Origin of the sequence: Pantoea sp. B65 (genome assembly GCF_047308185.1) — a bacterium.
Taxonomy (GTDB): Bacteria; Pseudomonadota; Gammaproteobacteria; order Enterobacterales; family Enterobacteriaceae; genus Erwinia.
This window is the reverse complement of the sequence record NZ_JAHXPU010000039.1, coordinates 38,594-56,370: the sequence shown is the minus strand read 5'-3', so window position 1 is coordinate 56,370 and position 17,777 is coordinate 38,594. Positions and strand designations below refer to the sequence as shown.

The following is a 17,777-nucleotide window of genomic DNA, read 5'->3' as shown; positions in this document are numbered from 1 at the left end:
TTTATTGGTGGTAGCGGAGTGACCCTTACAGCGCAGGCAGGCTTTGCCCGCGGCTGGCTTCACGATCGATCCCCATCATATCGAGCAGGTTGTCCACCGCAGCGGCATAGCGCACGGTGGCATCCCAGCCGTCATACAGCGCCACCATACGCATGCTGTCGGCCTGGAACACGTCCTGCTCCACACTGAGAAGGTCGTTCAGGCTGCGCTTATTCAGTTGGTATTCATCGGCATACACCGAGCGGGTATGGTCGGCGCTGGCCAGTTGTTCTTCCCCCGCCTGCTGGCGCTGCCGGGCGCCAATCATGTCGGCCCAGGCGGTGGCGGCGCGCTGATTGATGTCCAGTTTGGACTGTTCAATCGCCGCCACCGCCGCTTCACGTTCGCCCTGCGCCGAACGCGTGCGCGCATTGACCAGGCCGCCCTGGTAAAGCGGCGCCTCAACCCGTAATTGCAGCTGATCGTCCCAGTAAGCGCGGTCGTCGTTTTTATAGCGGCTGCGGCCAGCTTCTACTTTGATCGTCGGCCAGTGGCTGGATTGCGCCTGACGCACACGTTCGCTGGCCGCTTCCTGTTTGGCCTGCGCGCTGCGTACCGCGGCACTTTTTTCGTAGGTAATGTTGTCCGGCATCACCTGCTGTTGCAGCAGGCTCTGCGGCAGCTCCGGCAGATTATCCGCCATCACCCCGGTCAGCACCCGCAGCTGCGCCTGCGCTGAACGGTGTTGCGCGCGATACTGTTCCAGCGTGGCGTGCATTCCGGCAATGCGGGTTTGCGCCTGCAACACATCAGACTGTGAACTGAGTCCGGCATCGGCGCGCATCTGCGCAATATCGCGCACATGTTCCAGCGAAGCGATATTGCGGCGTGAGGCGAGGGTCAATGCCTGATAGCGTTTCACCTGCAGATAGGCCTGCAGGGTGTCCTGCCCGACGCTGGTCATGGTGTCGTACAGACCAAAGCGATAAGCATCAGATAACGCATGCTGTTCATCAATGGCGCCGCCGGTACGGCCAAAGTCATATAACAACTGGCTTAAGGTCAGGCCGCCGGCGGCATTATTACTCAGGCTGCCGGCGCCGTCTGGCTGGCTGGCGCGGCCGCCACTGGCCTGTAACGAAATTTGCGGATACCAGCCGCTTTTCGCCGCATCCAGGTCGGCCTCGCCAACATGGATCTGCGCGGCAGCCGCGGCGATTTTCGGATTACGCGCAAAAGCGCGCAAAATCGCTTCGCGTAACGTCAGTGTGGCCATTTGCTGCTCGCTGGGCGCCGCCCGCCAGTTAAATTCTGCTGCGGGTTCTGCCGCCGCCACGGCATCAAGTGCCGGCACACTGCAAACAGCGCCCAGACACCAGCTCACCAACAGTTTATTCATGATTAACACCACAGTTTTAGCGCCGGTCGCCCGCGACTCTCAGCGTAATAGCCAGCAGGGCGACAGGCGCAGGGGATAACGCAACTATCGTCAGGAGCGGAACCATAAATGGCTCCGCTCCGGCGGTGCGGCACGGAGCAGATGTTTAATTGATCAAACCACATGCACCTGCAGATTATGTTGCACCAACACATCCCCGAGACTGTTATCGCTGGTCAGCGATGAATTATGGTAAATATCAAACACCTGTCCATCTACCGTGCGCTGCCCCACGCTGGCCCAGACGCCACCGTCGCTGTTGCTTAATGTCACCTGGCTACCATCCGCCCCTTTGATCAGCAGATCGTCATTCGGCGTATCCGTCAGTTTCAGCGCTTCATGCAGATCCAGCCTGATGCTGTTGGTACCCGATTTGCCGAGATCCAGCACTTCAATGTGCCCGACTTTCAGCCCCAGCGCGGTGAGATCGAGCGCCATATGTTCGCCGCCCAGCACCAGGGTATCGCTACCCTGGCCGCCCTCGATATATTCAAAATTGAGGTTGTTGACCGTTATCATGTCATCACCACTGCCGCCGGCGACGACCGGCCCTTCCTGCGTCGAGCCATCCGCCCGGGTGATCACTACTCCGCCGATGGTGTAACTGTGGTTTTCCGCCAGCATCGCGGTGCTTTCGCTGGCGGCCTCAGCTGGAGTGCTGTTTGGCATGCTGGCGGCGTGGGTAAGGTTGTCCGCCGCGGCGCTATGCGCCGGCTCAGCGGCGGCGGCGGTCGCGGTTTCACTACTGCTCTGTTTGCCGCCCTGCTGATGGCTGGCCGTCACTGTCGCCGCGGTGCTGGCATCATGCGCAGTGACATCATCGCTGGTCAGCGAGAACTGCGCGCCAGAGCTGGTTGCCAGCGGCAGCAACGAGCCGAGTAATAGCGTGGTGGTGGTAGATGCCGGATTGCCGGCCACATCCAGCGCGCTGACCGTGACGATCGAACTGGTGGTCAGCGCAGCCAGCAGACCACCGGCGAATTTCACGCTATAGCGTCCCAGCGCATCGGTGGTGGCCTGCATGGTCGAACCGTTCAGGGTGACATTCAGACGCGTACCCTGCGCCAGATTGAGCGTGCCGCCGGAGACCGTCAGCCCGTTAATCAGCGCGCCCAGCACACTGAGTATCGGGTCAACCCCAATCAGCGGCAGAGCATGGGTTTTGGCGGTAAAGCTGTTGCCGGCGACCGTGGTATTACCCACCGGATCGGTCAGCGTGACCATAATAATGTGGCTACCGTCAGAAATAGCGCGCAGCGTTGAAGCCGGGACATTTACGCTCCAGCTGCCATTCGCCGTGACGACGGTGGTATATACCGTACCGGCCACATCGACCGAGATGCGGCTGCCTGCCGCATTGGTTGAAGTCCCGCTGATAGCTTCAGTGGTAGAGGCTTCCGCCAGATTAAGATAGCCGTCGCCGCCAAAAATCGTGCCGATCGCCACCGCCGGTAAGTTATGGGTGATCACTGTCGCGCTGGCGCTGGCGCTGCCGCTATTGCCCGCGGCGTTGGTGACGCTGGCAGTCACGGTTTGCGTGCCGTCCGCCAGCGCCAGCAGGCTGGCGGAGGGTACCGACACACTCCAGCTGCCATTCGCCGCCACCGTCGCGCTCAGGGTCAGCGTGCCGATGTTAACCGTCACCGTGGAACCTTCAGCATTGGTTGCGCTGCCGGTAATGGTCTGCGCACTCTGTGCGTCGGTGGCATTCAGTAAGCCATCATCAAAGACGGTACTGACACTCACCGTCGGCCGCGTATTGGTAATGACGCTGACGGAGCCACTGTTAACGGCCACATTACCGTACACATCGGTGGCCGATGCGCTGACCGGCAGGGTGCCGTTCGCCAGCAGAGCAAGATCGGCTTTTGACACGCTGACGGACCAGCCGCCGCCGTTCACCACCAGCGCGCTGTAGCTTTTACCGCCAAGGGTCACGCTCACCGTTGACCCGGTCGCCAGGTAAGTACTGCTACCGCTAATGGTTTGCGTTGCATTCAGGTCGGCGGCGCTCAGCACGCCATCACCAAATACCGTATTCAGCGTCAGGGTCGGTGGATTGTTGATCCCCACCTGCACGCCAGTCGTGACGCTGGTGCTATTACCCAGGGTATCAGTTACCGCCACCCCCACCGTCAGATTACCGTTCAGTAAAGTACTCAGCAGAGCAGGCAATAGCTGCACGCTAAACTGGCCATTACTGTCCACCACTGCCGCCAGCGTTTGCCCGGCCAGCGTCACCTGCACCGTGGATCCGGCGGCCGCGTTAGCCACCGTACCGGAAATGGTTTGGGTCACCAGCGACTCAACAAAACTTAGCGCGCCATCACCAAACAGCGGATTGAGGGTAATCGCCGGCAGATTATGAATGCCCACCAGCGCACCGGCAGTGGCGCTGCCGGTATTGCCTGCGCTGTCGGTTACCGCCACCCCAACCGTCAGATTGCCATCGACTAATCCCTGCAGGATGGCTGGCGACAGGGCCAGACTAAAGCTGTTACCGCTGGTGGTGGTGACAAACTGTTGTCCGCCAATGGTCACTACCACCCGCGAACCGGACTCCGCTCCGCTAACCGTACCGCTAATGGTCTGGGTTAGCAGCGCATCCGCCGCATTCAGCAGGCCATCGCCAAACAGCGTCGCCAGGCTTACCGTCGGCCTGATAACGTCCACCACCAGCCCCTGGGAAGCAGAGGCGGTATTTCCCGCCGCGTCGGTGACGCTGGCGGAGACGGTTAAATTGCCGCTGACCAGCGTACTAAGAATATCGGGCGCGACGGTGGCGCTGAACGCGCCATTTTCGCCTACCGTCGCCGTCACGCTACTGTTGCCAATGCGCAGGGTAATGATGCTGCCCGCCGCCAGATTGTTCGCCACGCCGCTGATCACTTGCCCGCTGGCGAGATCGGCAATATTCAGAATGCCGTCGCCAAAGATCGGACTCAGCGTGATCGTCGGCTGCGCGGTAAAGATACCGATATTTGCCGAACCGGAAGCGCTGTTACCGGCCGGATCCACCACGTTTACCCCCAGCGCCAGGGTACCGGCTTGCAACGCGGCAAGATCAGGCGGTGGAATTTTGACGCTCCACTCACCCAGCGCATTGAGGGTGGTCTGGTAAGATTTGCTGCCGAGCGTGACGGTGACCAGCGAGCCGTTCGCCGCGTTAATCACCCCATTTACCGTCTGCTCAACGCTGGCCTCGGCAATATTCAGCAGATTATCGCCGCCAAACAGACCGGTCAGATTGCTAATTGACGGCAGATTATCGACAATCGCGGTAAAGGTTTTCTCAACAATACTGGTGTTGCCGGCGGCATCGGTCAGGGTCAGCGTTAGCGCGATATTGCCGTCGTTAAACAGATCCAGCAGCGACGGCGGGACAATGATCGCCCATTTACCATCCTGCCCCACGGCAGCCGTGAGTTGCGTACCGCCAATGGTGACCGATACTGTCGCGCCCACGCCAGCGGAGGTGGTTATCCCGCTGATGGTCTGCGCCACCGCACTGTCGGCGGCATTCAGGAAGCCATCGCCAAACAGCGTATCCACCACCAGATTCAGCGCGCTGTTAACCACTTTATTGACGGTCAGGGTGGCCTCAGTCTGATTACCGGCCGCATCGCTGACCCGAACGCCAAATACCAGCGGCCCTTCAGCCAGGCTGGCCAGTACCTGAGGCGTCAGCGCAATGTCAAAGCTGCCATTGGCATTAACTATCGCCGTCGCAATCGGCGCGCCATCACCGAGATAGAGACCAATCGTCTGCCCTTCGGCACCTGATGCGTTGCCGGTTAACAGCTGGGTGGTGGTAATATCCAGCGCATTGAGAATATTGTCGCCGAGCAACGCATTCACCTGTAACAGCGGCGCGCGGGTATCAATATCAATCGTCTGACTGGCCAACGTGCTGTTGCCCGCCGCATCGCTCAGGGTAGCGGAAATGGTCTGCGGCCCCTGATCCAGCGCCTGCAGATCCGCCGCAGGCACTGAGGTTGACCAGCTGCCGCCAGCCTGGACTACGGCGCTGTAGGTTTTGCCGTTCAGTGAGACATTCACCGTACGTCCGGCTTCGCCAGCAGATGCCGTGCCGCTGATAATCTGGCTGCTGGTCGCTTCGGCGCCATTCAGCACATTATCACCGGCGAAGTTGCCAATGGTCAGCGTCGGCGGCACACGATCGACCAGCACCGTGGTACTGCCGGATGCCGTGCCGTCCGCGCCGCTGGCGGTGACCACCACGCTGGCATTGCCCTCCGTAAAGCGGTTATTGGGCACCGTAATGCTCCAGTCGCCATCATCAGTCGACACCAGCGTGCTACCGACAGCAACACCGTTAATGGTTACGCTGACACTGCCGCCGGCGGCGCCGATATTGCCGTAGCTACCGCTTAACGTCACATTACCGCTGCCGTCAGCCAGATTAATAATATTGTCGCCGCCGACCGGCGTCAGGGTCACCAGCGGTGCCGGCGGCGGCGTCAGGTCGACGCTGACCGTCAGGCTATTGCTGCCGGCGTTACCGGCAGCATCAGTTACCGTGGCGCTAATCGTGCCGCTGCTACTGCCCAGTTGCTGCATGGCGTCTGGGGTCACGTTTACCGTCCAGTTGCCATTCGCCTGCACTATACCGCTCAGCGTCGCATTACCGATGGTCACGGTCACTATCGCGCCGGTACTGGCGCCGCTGCTGCTGCCGCTCAGGGTTTGGGTGGTTAAACTTTCCAGATAAGTCAGCGCGTTATCGCCGGTAAACGGCGCAATGGTCAGGGTTGGCAGCTGGGTATCGACGACAAAACTGCCAGTCGTGGCCCCGGGATTACCGGCACTGTCGGTCGCCTGTACCGCTATGCTGGTCGTACCTTGCGCCAGCGCGGACAAGACGCCGCTGCCGAGGTTTAATGTCCAGTTGCCGTCACTGTCGACCGTGGCGCCGTTATAAGAGATCCCGGCAATGGTAACCACCACTTGCTGACCGCTGCCGCTGACGCCGGTTTTACCGCTTAATATCCCACCCGCCTGGGCTTCCGCGGCATTGACGAAACCATCGGCAAACGGCAGATCAAGCGTCGGTTGCGGCGCGGTCAGTAGCGCCGTAAAGTTCAGGCTTTCGCTATTGGTATTACCGGCGCTGTCGATTACCGTCACATTGATACTGTGGCTGCCGTTAGTTAAGCCGCTTAGCGCCCCGGCTGGAATATTCACCGTCCAGTTGCCATTGAGATCGACGTTGCCGTTGTAGCTAAGGCCATCGATATCAATTTGCAGCCGCACCCCCTGATTCAGCCCCGCCACGCCGGTCGTACCGGTCAGGGTAACCGCCGCGCCGGCTTCGGCGATATTCAGTACGCCATCGGTAAATGGCGGGTTAATCAGCGGATCCGGCAGCGTCTGGGCGCTGGTAACATTCAGCGTCGCCTGATCGCTGTTGCCTGCCGCATCGCGGGCGTTCACCGTAATGCTATGGCCGCCATCCGCCAGCGTTGCCAGCTGCGCTGGCGTCAGGTTCAGCGACCAGTTGCCATTGGCATCCACCGTCGCCGCCAGCGCATTGCCATTGTTGAAACCGGAGATCAGCACGCTGACGCTTTGCCCGTCACCCGTCACGCCGGTTTTACCGCTAATTAACTGGTCGACAGCGGCTTCGCTAATATTCAGCGCGCCATCGCCAAACGGCAGATTAATCGTCACATCCGGCAGGGCATTGACCGCCACCAGCAACGAACCACTGGTGCTGCCGACATTCCCCACGGCGTCAGTGACTGACACGCCGATCGGCAAGTTACCGTCCTGCAGGCTTTGCAGCAGCTCACTGGCAAGCGGTAATCGCCAGATGCCGGTGCCGGTATCGACCTCAGCCTGATAAACAGTGCCATTCAGGGTGACGCTGACGGTTTGTGCTCCGCTAATGCCGGTGACGCCATTCAGCGATCCGCCCTGCGCCGCTTCGGCCGCATTAAGCAAACCGTCAACAAACGGTGTCGCCAGCGTCGGCTGTGGCAGGCCGCTAATAATCGCGTTGAAATCCAGCGTGGCGTTAGCGCTGTTACCCGCGCGATCGGTCACCGTGACATCAATGGTATGAGTACCGTTGCCCAGCTGCGCCAGTTGGGTCGGCGTCAGCGTGGCGCTCCAGTTGCCATTTTGATCGACGCCAGCGCTAAAGGTGGCGCCATCAATTTTCAGCGCCACGCTCTGGCCGCTGCCGGTAATACCGCTGCTGCCGCCGATCGGCTGATTGACGCCCGCCTCGGCGGCATTCAGCGCGCCATCGCTAAATGGCGGCAGAATGCTGGCGTCTGGCAGGCTATGGATCAGCACCTCGACGTTGCTGGTGACGACCGCCGGGTTACCGGCGCTATCGACCGCGCTGACTTCAACCGGCAACTGGCCGTCAGCCAGAGCCGTCAGATCCCCCGCCGCTATCCTGACGCTCCAGCTGTTGTTGCCATCTACCGTACCGTTAAAACTCAGTGCGCCAATGGTGACCACCACTACGGTGCCTGGCGCCAGGTTGCTGGCGGTACCGCTAATAATCTGCTCTGCCCCCGCCTCTGCGGCATTTAACCGGCCATCGATAAACGACGTGCTAATGGTCAGCAAGGGCAGCGCATTAATCAGCACCTCAACATCGACCACCTCCGTGCTGCTATTACCGGCACGGTCAGTCACCGAAACCGCCACTTGCGTCGGACCATCATTCAGCAGCAGCAGATCCGCTGCCGGAACCGTCAGACGCCAGTCGCCATTCGCCTCGGCGGTGGCGCTGTACTGTTGATTATTCAGCGTGATGGTAACGGTTAATCCCGCTTCGGTTTTGCCGCTGACCAGCAAACCGCTCAGCGCTTCCGCCAGGTTGAGAATGCCGTCAGGGCCGGCGTCCAGCGTCACATTCAGCAGCGGCTGCTGCGTATCAACCGTAAAGTTATGGCTGGCGCTGGCCGGGTTACCGGCCAGATCGGCGGCACTGGCATTGACGGTATTACTGCCCTGATTCAGCGCCTGTACATCCGCCGCGGGGACGGTGGTGCTCCAGTTACCTTCGGCATCCACCGTGGCGTTGTAGCTTTTACCATTTAATGTCACCAGCACGCTGGCGCCCGCCGCTACGCGCTGGCTGGTACCGCTGATGATCAGATTACTGCTATTTTCCTGCGCATTGATGATGTCATCGCCGCTGACCGGATTGAAGTTCAGGGTTGGTTGATCCGCCGGCGCCGCAATGACCGTCAGGTTTTGCGTCGTGCTCGCCGGGTTGCCCGCGCTATCGGTTGCGGTCACGCTAAGGGTTTGCGCCCCATCGGCCAGCGCGCCCACATCGGCGGCAGGAACGGTTAGCGTCCAGCTACCATCCGCGGCCACCGTCGCGGTATAACTTTTACCGTTCAGCGCCAGCGTTACCGTACGCCCCGCTTCCAGATAGCTACTGCCGCCGCCGATCGTCAGCGGCTGAGCAGCCTCCTGCTGATTAATATAATTATCGCCGGACACCACATTAATACTGAGGGTCGGCAGCGTTGCCGCGTCGGCATCGATGGTAATGGTCTGTTCACTGATAGTGGTATTACCGGCCTTATCACTCAGCTCGGCGCTGACCTGATAGTCACCGTCGGCCAGTCCCTGCAGCGCATCCGCTGGCAGGTTAACGCTCCAGCTGCCATCACTTTGTACCAGGGTTTGATAAGTGATGCCGTTAAATGTCACGCTTACCGGCTGCCCCGCCTCGCTCAGCGAGGCGCTGCCAGCGATCGCCACCCCCTGCTGGTACTCTGCGGCATTGATCATGTTATCCCCGGCAATGGCGGCAATCGCCAGCGTCGGCGGCGTGAAGTCAACGCTGGCGGTCAACTCAGCCATGCCCTGATTAGCGGAAGCGTCGGTCACGGTGACCACCACCGGCAAATTGCCACTGCTCAGATTCTGCAGCGTTTCCGGCGGCAGCAGCAGTGACCAGTTGCCATTCACATCCACCTGCGCGTTGTAATCGCTACCGCCGAGCGTCACCACCACCGTTTGTCCGGCGCCGCCAGTGCCAGTAGTGCCGGTCAGCGTCTGCGCACCCCCGGCTTCATCGCGATTCAGATAGCCATCGCCAAAGGGGGTGTTAATGGTGGGCACCAGCGCGCTGTTTTCGACGATCAGTGTGCTGCTGCTGGTCGACGGGTTACCCGCCGCATCACTGACCGTCGCGATCAGGGGGTAGCTGCCATTATTGATCCCGGCAAGGGCGCCGGCAGGCAGATCCAGCGACCAGTCACCGTTGCTGGCGACGCTGGCGTTATAGGTTTGACCGTTAAGCGTCACGGTAACAATCTGCCCGGGCTGTGCCGAGGTGGAGCCTGAAACCGTGATAACGCCTGCTGATTCCAGCGCATTGACCCGGCCATCACCGGCAATCGTATCGATAACTAAGGCTGGCGGCGTGCGATCAACGCTAAATGGCACACTGATCTGATCGCGGTTACCGGCGGCATCGGTTACCGTCACCGTCACGCTGCCATTGCCTTCGGCCAGCCCCTGCAACACCGTCGGCGGCAGATCCAGCGTCCAGTTACCGTCGCTATCGACCAGGCCGCGATAGTCAGTACCGCCGATATTGACGCTGACCGCTTGTCCGTCGCCCGCCACGCCGGTACTGCCCTGCAACCGCTGTCCGCTGTCCGCCTCCGCCGCATTCAGAATACTGTCGCCAAACGGCGGCAATATCCTGGCATCCGGCAGCGTATTGACCAGTACATTCAGGGTGGCGCTGCTGCTGAGCGCATTGCCTGCCGCATCGGTAGCCGTAACGCTGACCGTCGCCGGGCCGTCGGCCAGACCCGCCAGTACTGCCGGAGAGACCGCCACACTCCAGACGCCATTTGCCCCGACCTCAGCGCTAAAGGTCTGGTTATTAAACACGATGGTTACCGTGCCGCCTGGCGGCACGTTTTGCGAAGTGCCGCTGATCAGCAGATCCTGGCTGGCTTCGCTGGCATTAAGATAGCCATCGCCGCTAAGCGGATCCAGCGCCAGCCCGGATGCGGCGTTATTCACATTAAATGGCAGGCTGTTGCTGACGCTGTTGCCAGCGACATCACTGACCGCCGCGCTAAAGCTGGCGCTGCCGTTAGCCAGTGCCTGTAAGGCGGATGACGGAATCAACAGGCTCCACGCTCCGCTGGGCTGAACCCCGGCGCTATAGATTTGCCCGTTTAGCGTCACGGTGACTGTCTGACCCGCTTCAACGTTGCGGGTCACCCCGGAGAGGATCTGCGCCGTTTGCTGCTCGGCGCCATCGACCACATTGTTAGCGGCAAAAGGATTAAAACTGATGGCCGGCAGCGTTGCCGCATCGGCTTTCAGGGCGAAAGGCGCCGTTTGCTGGCTGCTGTTGCCGGCGCCATCGCTGGCGGTTACCGTCAGGCTGTAGTTGCCGTCGGCCAGATCGGCCAGCGCCGCCGCCGGGATATTCAGCGACCAGCTACCGTTCGCGCCAGCGCTGGTGGCGTAGTCGTTACCATTAAAGCTGACGACAATTTCCGCCCCACTCTCCGCATTGCCACTCACCGCCAGCGGCTGGCCTTTTTCTGTCGCATTGACCACCCCATCACCGGCGAGGATATCCACCGCCAGATCTGGCGCCAGCGTATCCACCAGCACACTGCCGCTCCCCAGCGCGCGGTTACCTGCCACATCGCCGACGGTGACAGTAAATGTCGCGTTCCCCTGTGGCAGGGATTGCAAGATTTCTGCCGGAATGGTCACGCTCCAGCTGCCATCGGCCGCCACGCTACCAGAGTAAGTATTGCCGCCCAAACTGACGCTCACCGTCTGGCCATCGCCAGTAATGCCGGTGTTGCCGCTTAGGATACCGCTGTTGTTGATCTCAATGGCATTCAGCGTACCGTCGCCAAACGGCGGATCAATCGTGACCGTCGGCAGCCTGTCCGCCAGCACATTCAGCGTAGTGCTGCTGCTCAGCGGATTACCGGCGCTGTCATTAACCGTTGCGCTAATCGTTAACGGCCCATCCGCCACCGCACTCAGCGCACCGGCCGGCAGCGTTGCCGTCCAGCTGCCGTCGGCACTAACCGTGGCGCTATAGCTGGCGCCATTCACCGTCACCGCCACTATGCTGCCCGGATTGACGTTAGTGCTTTGGCCGCTGATACTCAGCGCCTGTCCCTGCTCAGCGGCATTCAGGTAACCATCGCCACTCACCGGCGCCATCGCCAGACTACTGCCGCTGGTGTTAATGGTGTAGCTGTCGTTAACCGTAACGCTGTTACCGGCGGCATTGCTGACGCTAACCGCCAGCGTCTGGCTGCCATCATTTAATCCGGCCAGCGCGCCGGCCGGGATAATCACACTCCAGGCGCCGCTCGCCTGCACCAGACCGGTATAATTGACGCCATTCAGCGTCACCGTCACCCGTTGCCCGGCTTCCGCACTACTGGTTCCGGTCAGCGTCTGGTCCAGCAGCAGTTCAGCGCCATCGACAATGCCGTTACCGGCAAAGGTAGCTATCGCCACCGTCAGGGTCGGCGCGGTCGTGTCCAGGGTCAGGCTGCTCTGGAGTGTGGTCACGTTGCCCGCCGCATCGCGCGCGGTGACGCTAAGCGGATTCGCCCCTTCGGTTAACGCCGCCAGATCGACCGCTGGCACCTCCAGCGACCACTGACCATTGACGCCGACTGTCGCCTGGTAGGTTTTCCCGTTCAGGCTGACGGTCACCAGGTCAGCGGATTCGCCGCTGCCGTTTAATATCAGCGCCTGCCCCTGCTCGGTACGGCTGAGAATGCCATCACCGGAAGGCGGATCCAGCGTCAGGGCCGGGGCGGCGATCGCTACCGGCAGACTAACCTGTTGCGTGGTGCTGTTCCCTGCCGCATCACTTACCGTAACGCTGACCGCATAATTACCGTCGCGGAGGGCCGCCAGCTCGTCAGCCGGGATACTGACCGTCCACTGGCCGTCCGGCCCGACGCTGGTGGTGTAGCTGTTGCCATTCAGCGTCAGGTTAACGCGGTCACCGGCAGTACCACTGCCGCTAATAGCCAGAGGCTGCTGCTGCTCGCTGGCGTTCAGCGTGCCATCACCGGCAATCACGCCGATGGTAAAAGCGGGCGCGGCGGTATCCAGCGTTACCGGCGTGAGCTGCGTGGCACGGTTGCCGCTGGCATCGGTGGCGGTTACGCTGATATCGTATTTACCGTCGCTCAGCGCCTGCAAGGCGCTGGCCGGGATGCTGACGCTCCAGTCGCCGTTTGCCGCCACCGTCGCCGGCCAGCCGACGCCGTCGAGGGTCACCACCAGCGCGCAGCCAGGCTCTGCGCTACCGCTGACCGTCAGAGGTAACCCCTGTTCACTGGCATTGATTACCCCATCGCCGGCGATCGGGTTAATCACCATTTGCGGTGGCGTGCTGTCCACCAACACCGGCGTGGTGATACTGCTGTTGTTGCCGGCGGCATCGCTGACGCTAACCACCAGCGCATTGCCGCCATCCGGCAGGTTTTGCAGCGCAGCGGCGGGAATATTCACCGTCCAGTTACCCGCGCTATCCACCTGCGCCGGATAGTCGCTGCCGGCGATACTGACCGTCACCTTCTGACCGGCGCCAGTGATACCGGTGCTACCGCTCAGCGTCTGTTGCTGACTGGCTTCGTCGCCATTAAGTACGCCGTCGCCAAACGGCGTAGCCAGCGTCGGCTGCGGCAGATTATTGATCAGCACATTCAGCGTATTTTCGCTGGTTAGCGGGTTGCCATTGAGATCGCTGGCGGTTGCCGTCACCGTAAGCGGACCATCAGCCAGCGCCTGCAATGCGGAAGACGGCACCGTGGTGCTCCATTTGCCGCTGGCATCAACTATCGCGCTGTACTGATTGCCATTAAAATTAATCGTGACGGTGCTGCCCGCCGCCACATTGTTAGTACTACCGCTAATGCTAAGCGCGGATGCCGCCTCAGCGGCGTTCAGGTAATCATCACCGCTGATAATGCCAATCGCCAGCGCGCTGAAGCGGTTATCCACGGTAAAGCTGTCACTGGTGGTCGCCGGGTTGCCGGCAACATCGGCGACGCTGATCGCCAGGTTCTGCGTGCCGTTCGGCAGACCGGCAAATGCGCTGGCCGGCAGGATGACACTCCAGCCGCCGCCGACCTGTACCACCCCGTTATACTCCAGCCCGTTAAGCGTGACGGTAACGATTTGTCCGGCCTGCACATTGCCGGTGCTACCGCGCAGAATCTGGCTCTCGCCCTGTTCAGCGCCATCCAGTACGCCGTCGCCGCTCAGCGGTTCAACGGTAATCGTCGGCTGATTCGCCGGATCGGCCAGCACGGTTAACGGACGGGTTAGCGTATTGCTGTTGCCCGCGGCGTCCACTACCGTCACGCTGACGGTATAAGGCCCATCCGCCAGCCCGCTCAGCACCGCGGCGGGGATTTGCACCGACCACTGTCCGTTACTGTCCACCAGCGCCGGGTAGCCGACGTTGTTCAGGGTTACCGTCAGGCTGTCGCCCGCGTCACCGCTGCCGCCGATCGTTAGCGTTTCATCGCGCTCGGCGTTATTCAGATAGCCATCACCGGCAACCGGCAACAGGGTTAACGTCGGCGTCGCGGTCGCAAAGTTCAGGTTACTGTCGCTACTGCTGCTGTTACCGCTGGCATTGGTGGCGCTAACGGTTAGCGGGTAGCTGCCATCCTCAATGGCGCCGAGCGCGGAAGCCGGAATAGTCAGGCTCCATTCGCCGTTGCCGGCGACGACGGTGCTGTACGTTTCCCCAGCCAGGGTGACGATAATTTTGTCGCCGGCCGTCGCGCTGCCGCTGACCAGCAGCGGTTGTTGTTGTTCGCTGCCATTAACCGTACCGTCGACGGCGATCGGATTAATACTGAGTGGCGGCGCGGCGGTATCCACCAGCAGGGTGCTGCTCTGGCTGCTGATATTGCCTGCCGCATCACGGGCATCAACCGTTAGCGGATAATTGCCATCCGCCAGCGCGGCTGGCGGAACCGTCACCGCCCACAGGCCGTTCTGACCGACCACCACCTGATAGGCGATCTCATTCAGGGTGACGGTAATCGCATCGCCTGGCGTTCCGCTGCCGCTGATAATTAACGGTTGGCGCTGTTCGCTGGCATTCAGCACCCCATCGCCGGCAACGCTATTTAGCGTGACCAGCGGCGGGGTGGTATCGATCAGTAGCGGACTTTGCTGCACGGCGGTATTGCCTGCGGCATCGCTTACCGTCACCGCCACGGTGTAGCTGCTGCCGCTGTTTAGCGCCGCCAGGTCGCTGACCGGTACATTCACTGACCAGTCGCCATTCGCATCGACCGTGGCGTTATAGTTTTTGCCATTCAGCGTCACACTGACGCTGTCACCCGGTGTCCCGCTGCCGTTCAGCGCCAGCGGTTGCCCCTGCTCGGTGCGATTAAGCATGCCATCCCCGGCCGGGGTGGCGAGGCTAAACTCCGGAGTACCGGTGCTGAGCACGAGGTTACTGGTCTGTGTTGCGCGATTGCCGGCGCTGTCGCTGGCGGTTACCGCGATTGGATAGTTGCCGTCATCCAGACCCTGCAATACCGCCGGCGGGATAGTCACTGCCCAGTAGCCATTGTTATCGACCGCCGCCGGATAATCGACGCCGTTTAGCGTCACCGTCACCGTGCCGCCGCCTTCGGCATGGCCTTCGATTAACAGCGGCTGGTTCTGTTCGCTGGCGTTAATTCGCCCATCACCGGAAATCGGTTCAATATCGAGCGGCGGCGGCAGGGTATCGACCGTTACCGTGGTGGCGGAACTGTTGCTGTTACCGGCGGCGTCACTGACGGTCACCCCGACCGTCTGCGGGCCTTGCGGCAGCGCCTGCAACGCCGCTGACGGGATCACAATGCTCCAGCTGCCGTCGCCAGCCACGGCGGCCGGGTAATCAATACCGCCAATGGTCACGGTGACCGTCTGCCCGCCGCCGGTCACGCCGGTGTTGCCACTCAGGGTCTGGTCGCTACTGGCCTCATCGCCATTGAGCGTGCCGTCGCCGCCAAATGGCGCATCGATAGTGGCCTGCGGCGGGTTATTGATCAGTACATTCAGCTGACCGCTGTTGGTTACCGCGGCGCCGCTGCTGTCCGTGACACTGGCGCTAACGGTAAGCGGCCCGTCCGCCAGCCCGCTCAGCGCACTGGCAGGAATAGTGGCGCTCCAGCGGCCATCGGCCGCCACGCTGGCGCTATAGTCAGTGCCGTTAAAACTCACGGTAACGCTGCTGCCTGCCGTCACGCCGGTGGTGGTGCCGCTAATGGTTAATGCCGATCCGGCTTCGCCGATGCTGAGATAACCGTCGTCGCTGATCGGCGCCAGCGCGATGCTCCCCGCGCTATCCGGCTGCACCGTCAGTGAACCGCTGACGCTGACGCTGTCGCCTGCCGCATTGCTGACGCTGGCGTTAATGGTGGCGGTTCCGGTCGCCAGCGCCTGTAGCGCCGCTGCGGGTACCGCTACGCTCCAGCTACCATCCGCCTGCACCAGCGCGCTGTAACTGACGCCACCCAGCGTAATGGTTACGCTTCTGCCTGGCTCAATATTGGCGCTGCCGCCACTCAGCCGCTGATCGATTTGCTTCTCAGCGCCATCGAGTACGTTGTCGCCGACAAACGGGTCGAGGGTGATGGCGGGCACTTCCGCTGCCGGGCCGTTAACCGTAATCTGCCGGGTGTCGCTGGCCACCACCCCCGCCGCATCGCTCACCGTGGCGGCAATCGTGCTGCTGCCGCTGGCCAGCGCCTGCAGCGCCGCCGGTGGTACCAGCACACTCCAACTGCCATCGGCCGCCACGCTGGCGCTGTAAGTCACGCCGCCGAGGGTAATGGTCACGCTGCGCCCCGCTTCAACGTTACTGGTAGTGCCGGAAATGGTCTGGCTGCTCTCCTTTTCGGCGGCATCGAGAATATTGTCAGCGGCGAAGGTGCCAATGGTAATCGTCGGCAGATCGTTTAGCGGCGCGCTAACGGTGAAATCGTGGCTGGCGCTGGCGCTATTGCCGGCACTGTTGCTGACCGTCGCCGTGATAGTCGCCGTGCCGTTAGCCAGCGCCAGTAGCGCAGATGACGGCACGCTGACGCTCCAGCTGCCGTCGGCAGCCACCGTGGCGCTCCAGCTCTGCCCGTTAAGGGTCACCGTGACAATCTGCCCCTGCTCTACCTGACTGGTGTTGCCGGAAATGATCTGGCTGCTCTGCTGCTCCGCACTATCCAGTACGTCATCACCGGCAAACGTGTTGATCGTGATGCCGGGCTGGGCTGGGGGAGTGGTGGCACCGCCCCCGCCCCCGCCCCCGCCACCACCGCCGCCGGCAATCGCGCCGATCGCCAGCCCCGCCAGCCCCAGCGCCCCGATACCGGCAGCGGTGATGATGCCATCCGGAATCTGGTTATCAGCCAGCAACAGCGGATCAATACTCCCCAACGACTCGTACTGCGGCGTGATCGCCATCGCGGTCGTCGCATCAGTGGCTTCGGTGGTCAGCGGGAACAGTGCGTGTTCTGGCGGGTTAACGCCATCATCGAATACCAGTTCACTGTGCATGCCATTTGCGTCGTCAAAAAAGAATTGCTGGTAGCGCACCACGCTGCCATCGCGCATATGCAGGATCAGATCGTTACCCTGACGCTCAAACTCGGTCACCATCGCCCGGGTGCCATTGATCTTCACCACGCTGGGCTCGGTAAGCATCACCGTATCGGCCGAGCCGGCAGTGGCCTGAGAGATAAGCGTTCCGTTATCGCGTGAGATAATATCGACGCGGCCTTCATTGAGCTGTGCCATCTATGTAACCCCTTACACACCAGTTGGGTAAAATGCCACGCGAAAAACTACAGAAATTCTGCAGAATAACGATGGTGACTAAATGAGAAAATTTCGCTTACGCGAAGGTTTATCAGCCTGGTGTTTATCAGCAAACAAAAAATACAACAGTCACAAATCCGGCTTATAGCCGGCGATCGGCGGTTAATTATTCTCTTTTACACCCTCCAGATATAAGCAATAAAGCGGCAGGTGGTCGTGATTAATACTTATCATATCGATTAATTAAATTAATCATATTGTTTAGAAAAAATGATATGGTAGCGCCAGTTGTTTCTGAATAAAAACGCCATCGCCGCACTAATAATTTGCTTTAATCAAGGTGAAAATCGGCTTACTGAGGTCAGTTACGCTGCAAAACAAGCGTGAAAACCGCTTAAAAGGAGTGAGTTATCCGGGTAAGCATTGAGGTATCCTGCCACTCATCGCTGACGCGCAGCGGCGCTGGCGGTGAAGGACGTGCGCCAGCAGGCGGCAGACATCGAAACGCGCGGCAGCGGAA

At 60.9% G+C, this 17,777-nt stretch carries 2 protein-coding genes; both read right to left on the bottom strand.

What is annotated here, in order from left to right:
• Nucleotides 1-25 precede the first annotated feature (25 nt).
• Complete coding sequence (locus JWF83_RS18560; protein WP_413651887.1) at nucleotides 26-1,378, bottom strand: TolC family outer membrane protein; 1,353 nt, start codon at nucleotides 1,376-1,378, stop codon at nucleotides 26-28.
• Between the two features lie 153 nt (nucleotides 1,379-1,531).
• Nucleotides 1,532-17,236, bottom strand: a complete 15,705-nt coding sequence (locus JWF83_RS18555) for an Ig-like domain-containing protein (RefSeq protein WP_413651886.1) — start codon at nucleotides 17,234-17,236, stop codon at nucleotides 1,532-1,534.
• Nucleotides 17,237-17,777: the final 541 nt, after the last annotated feature.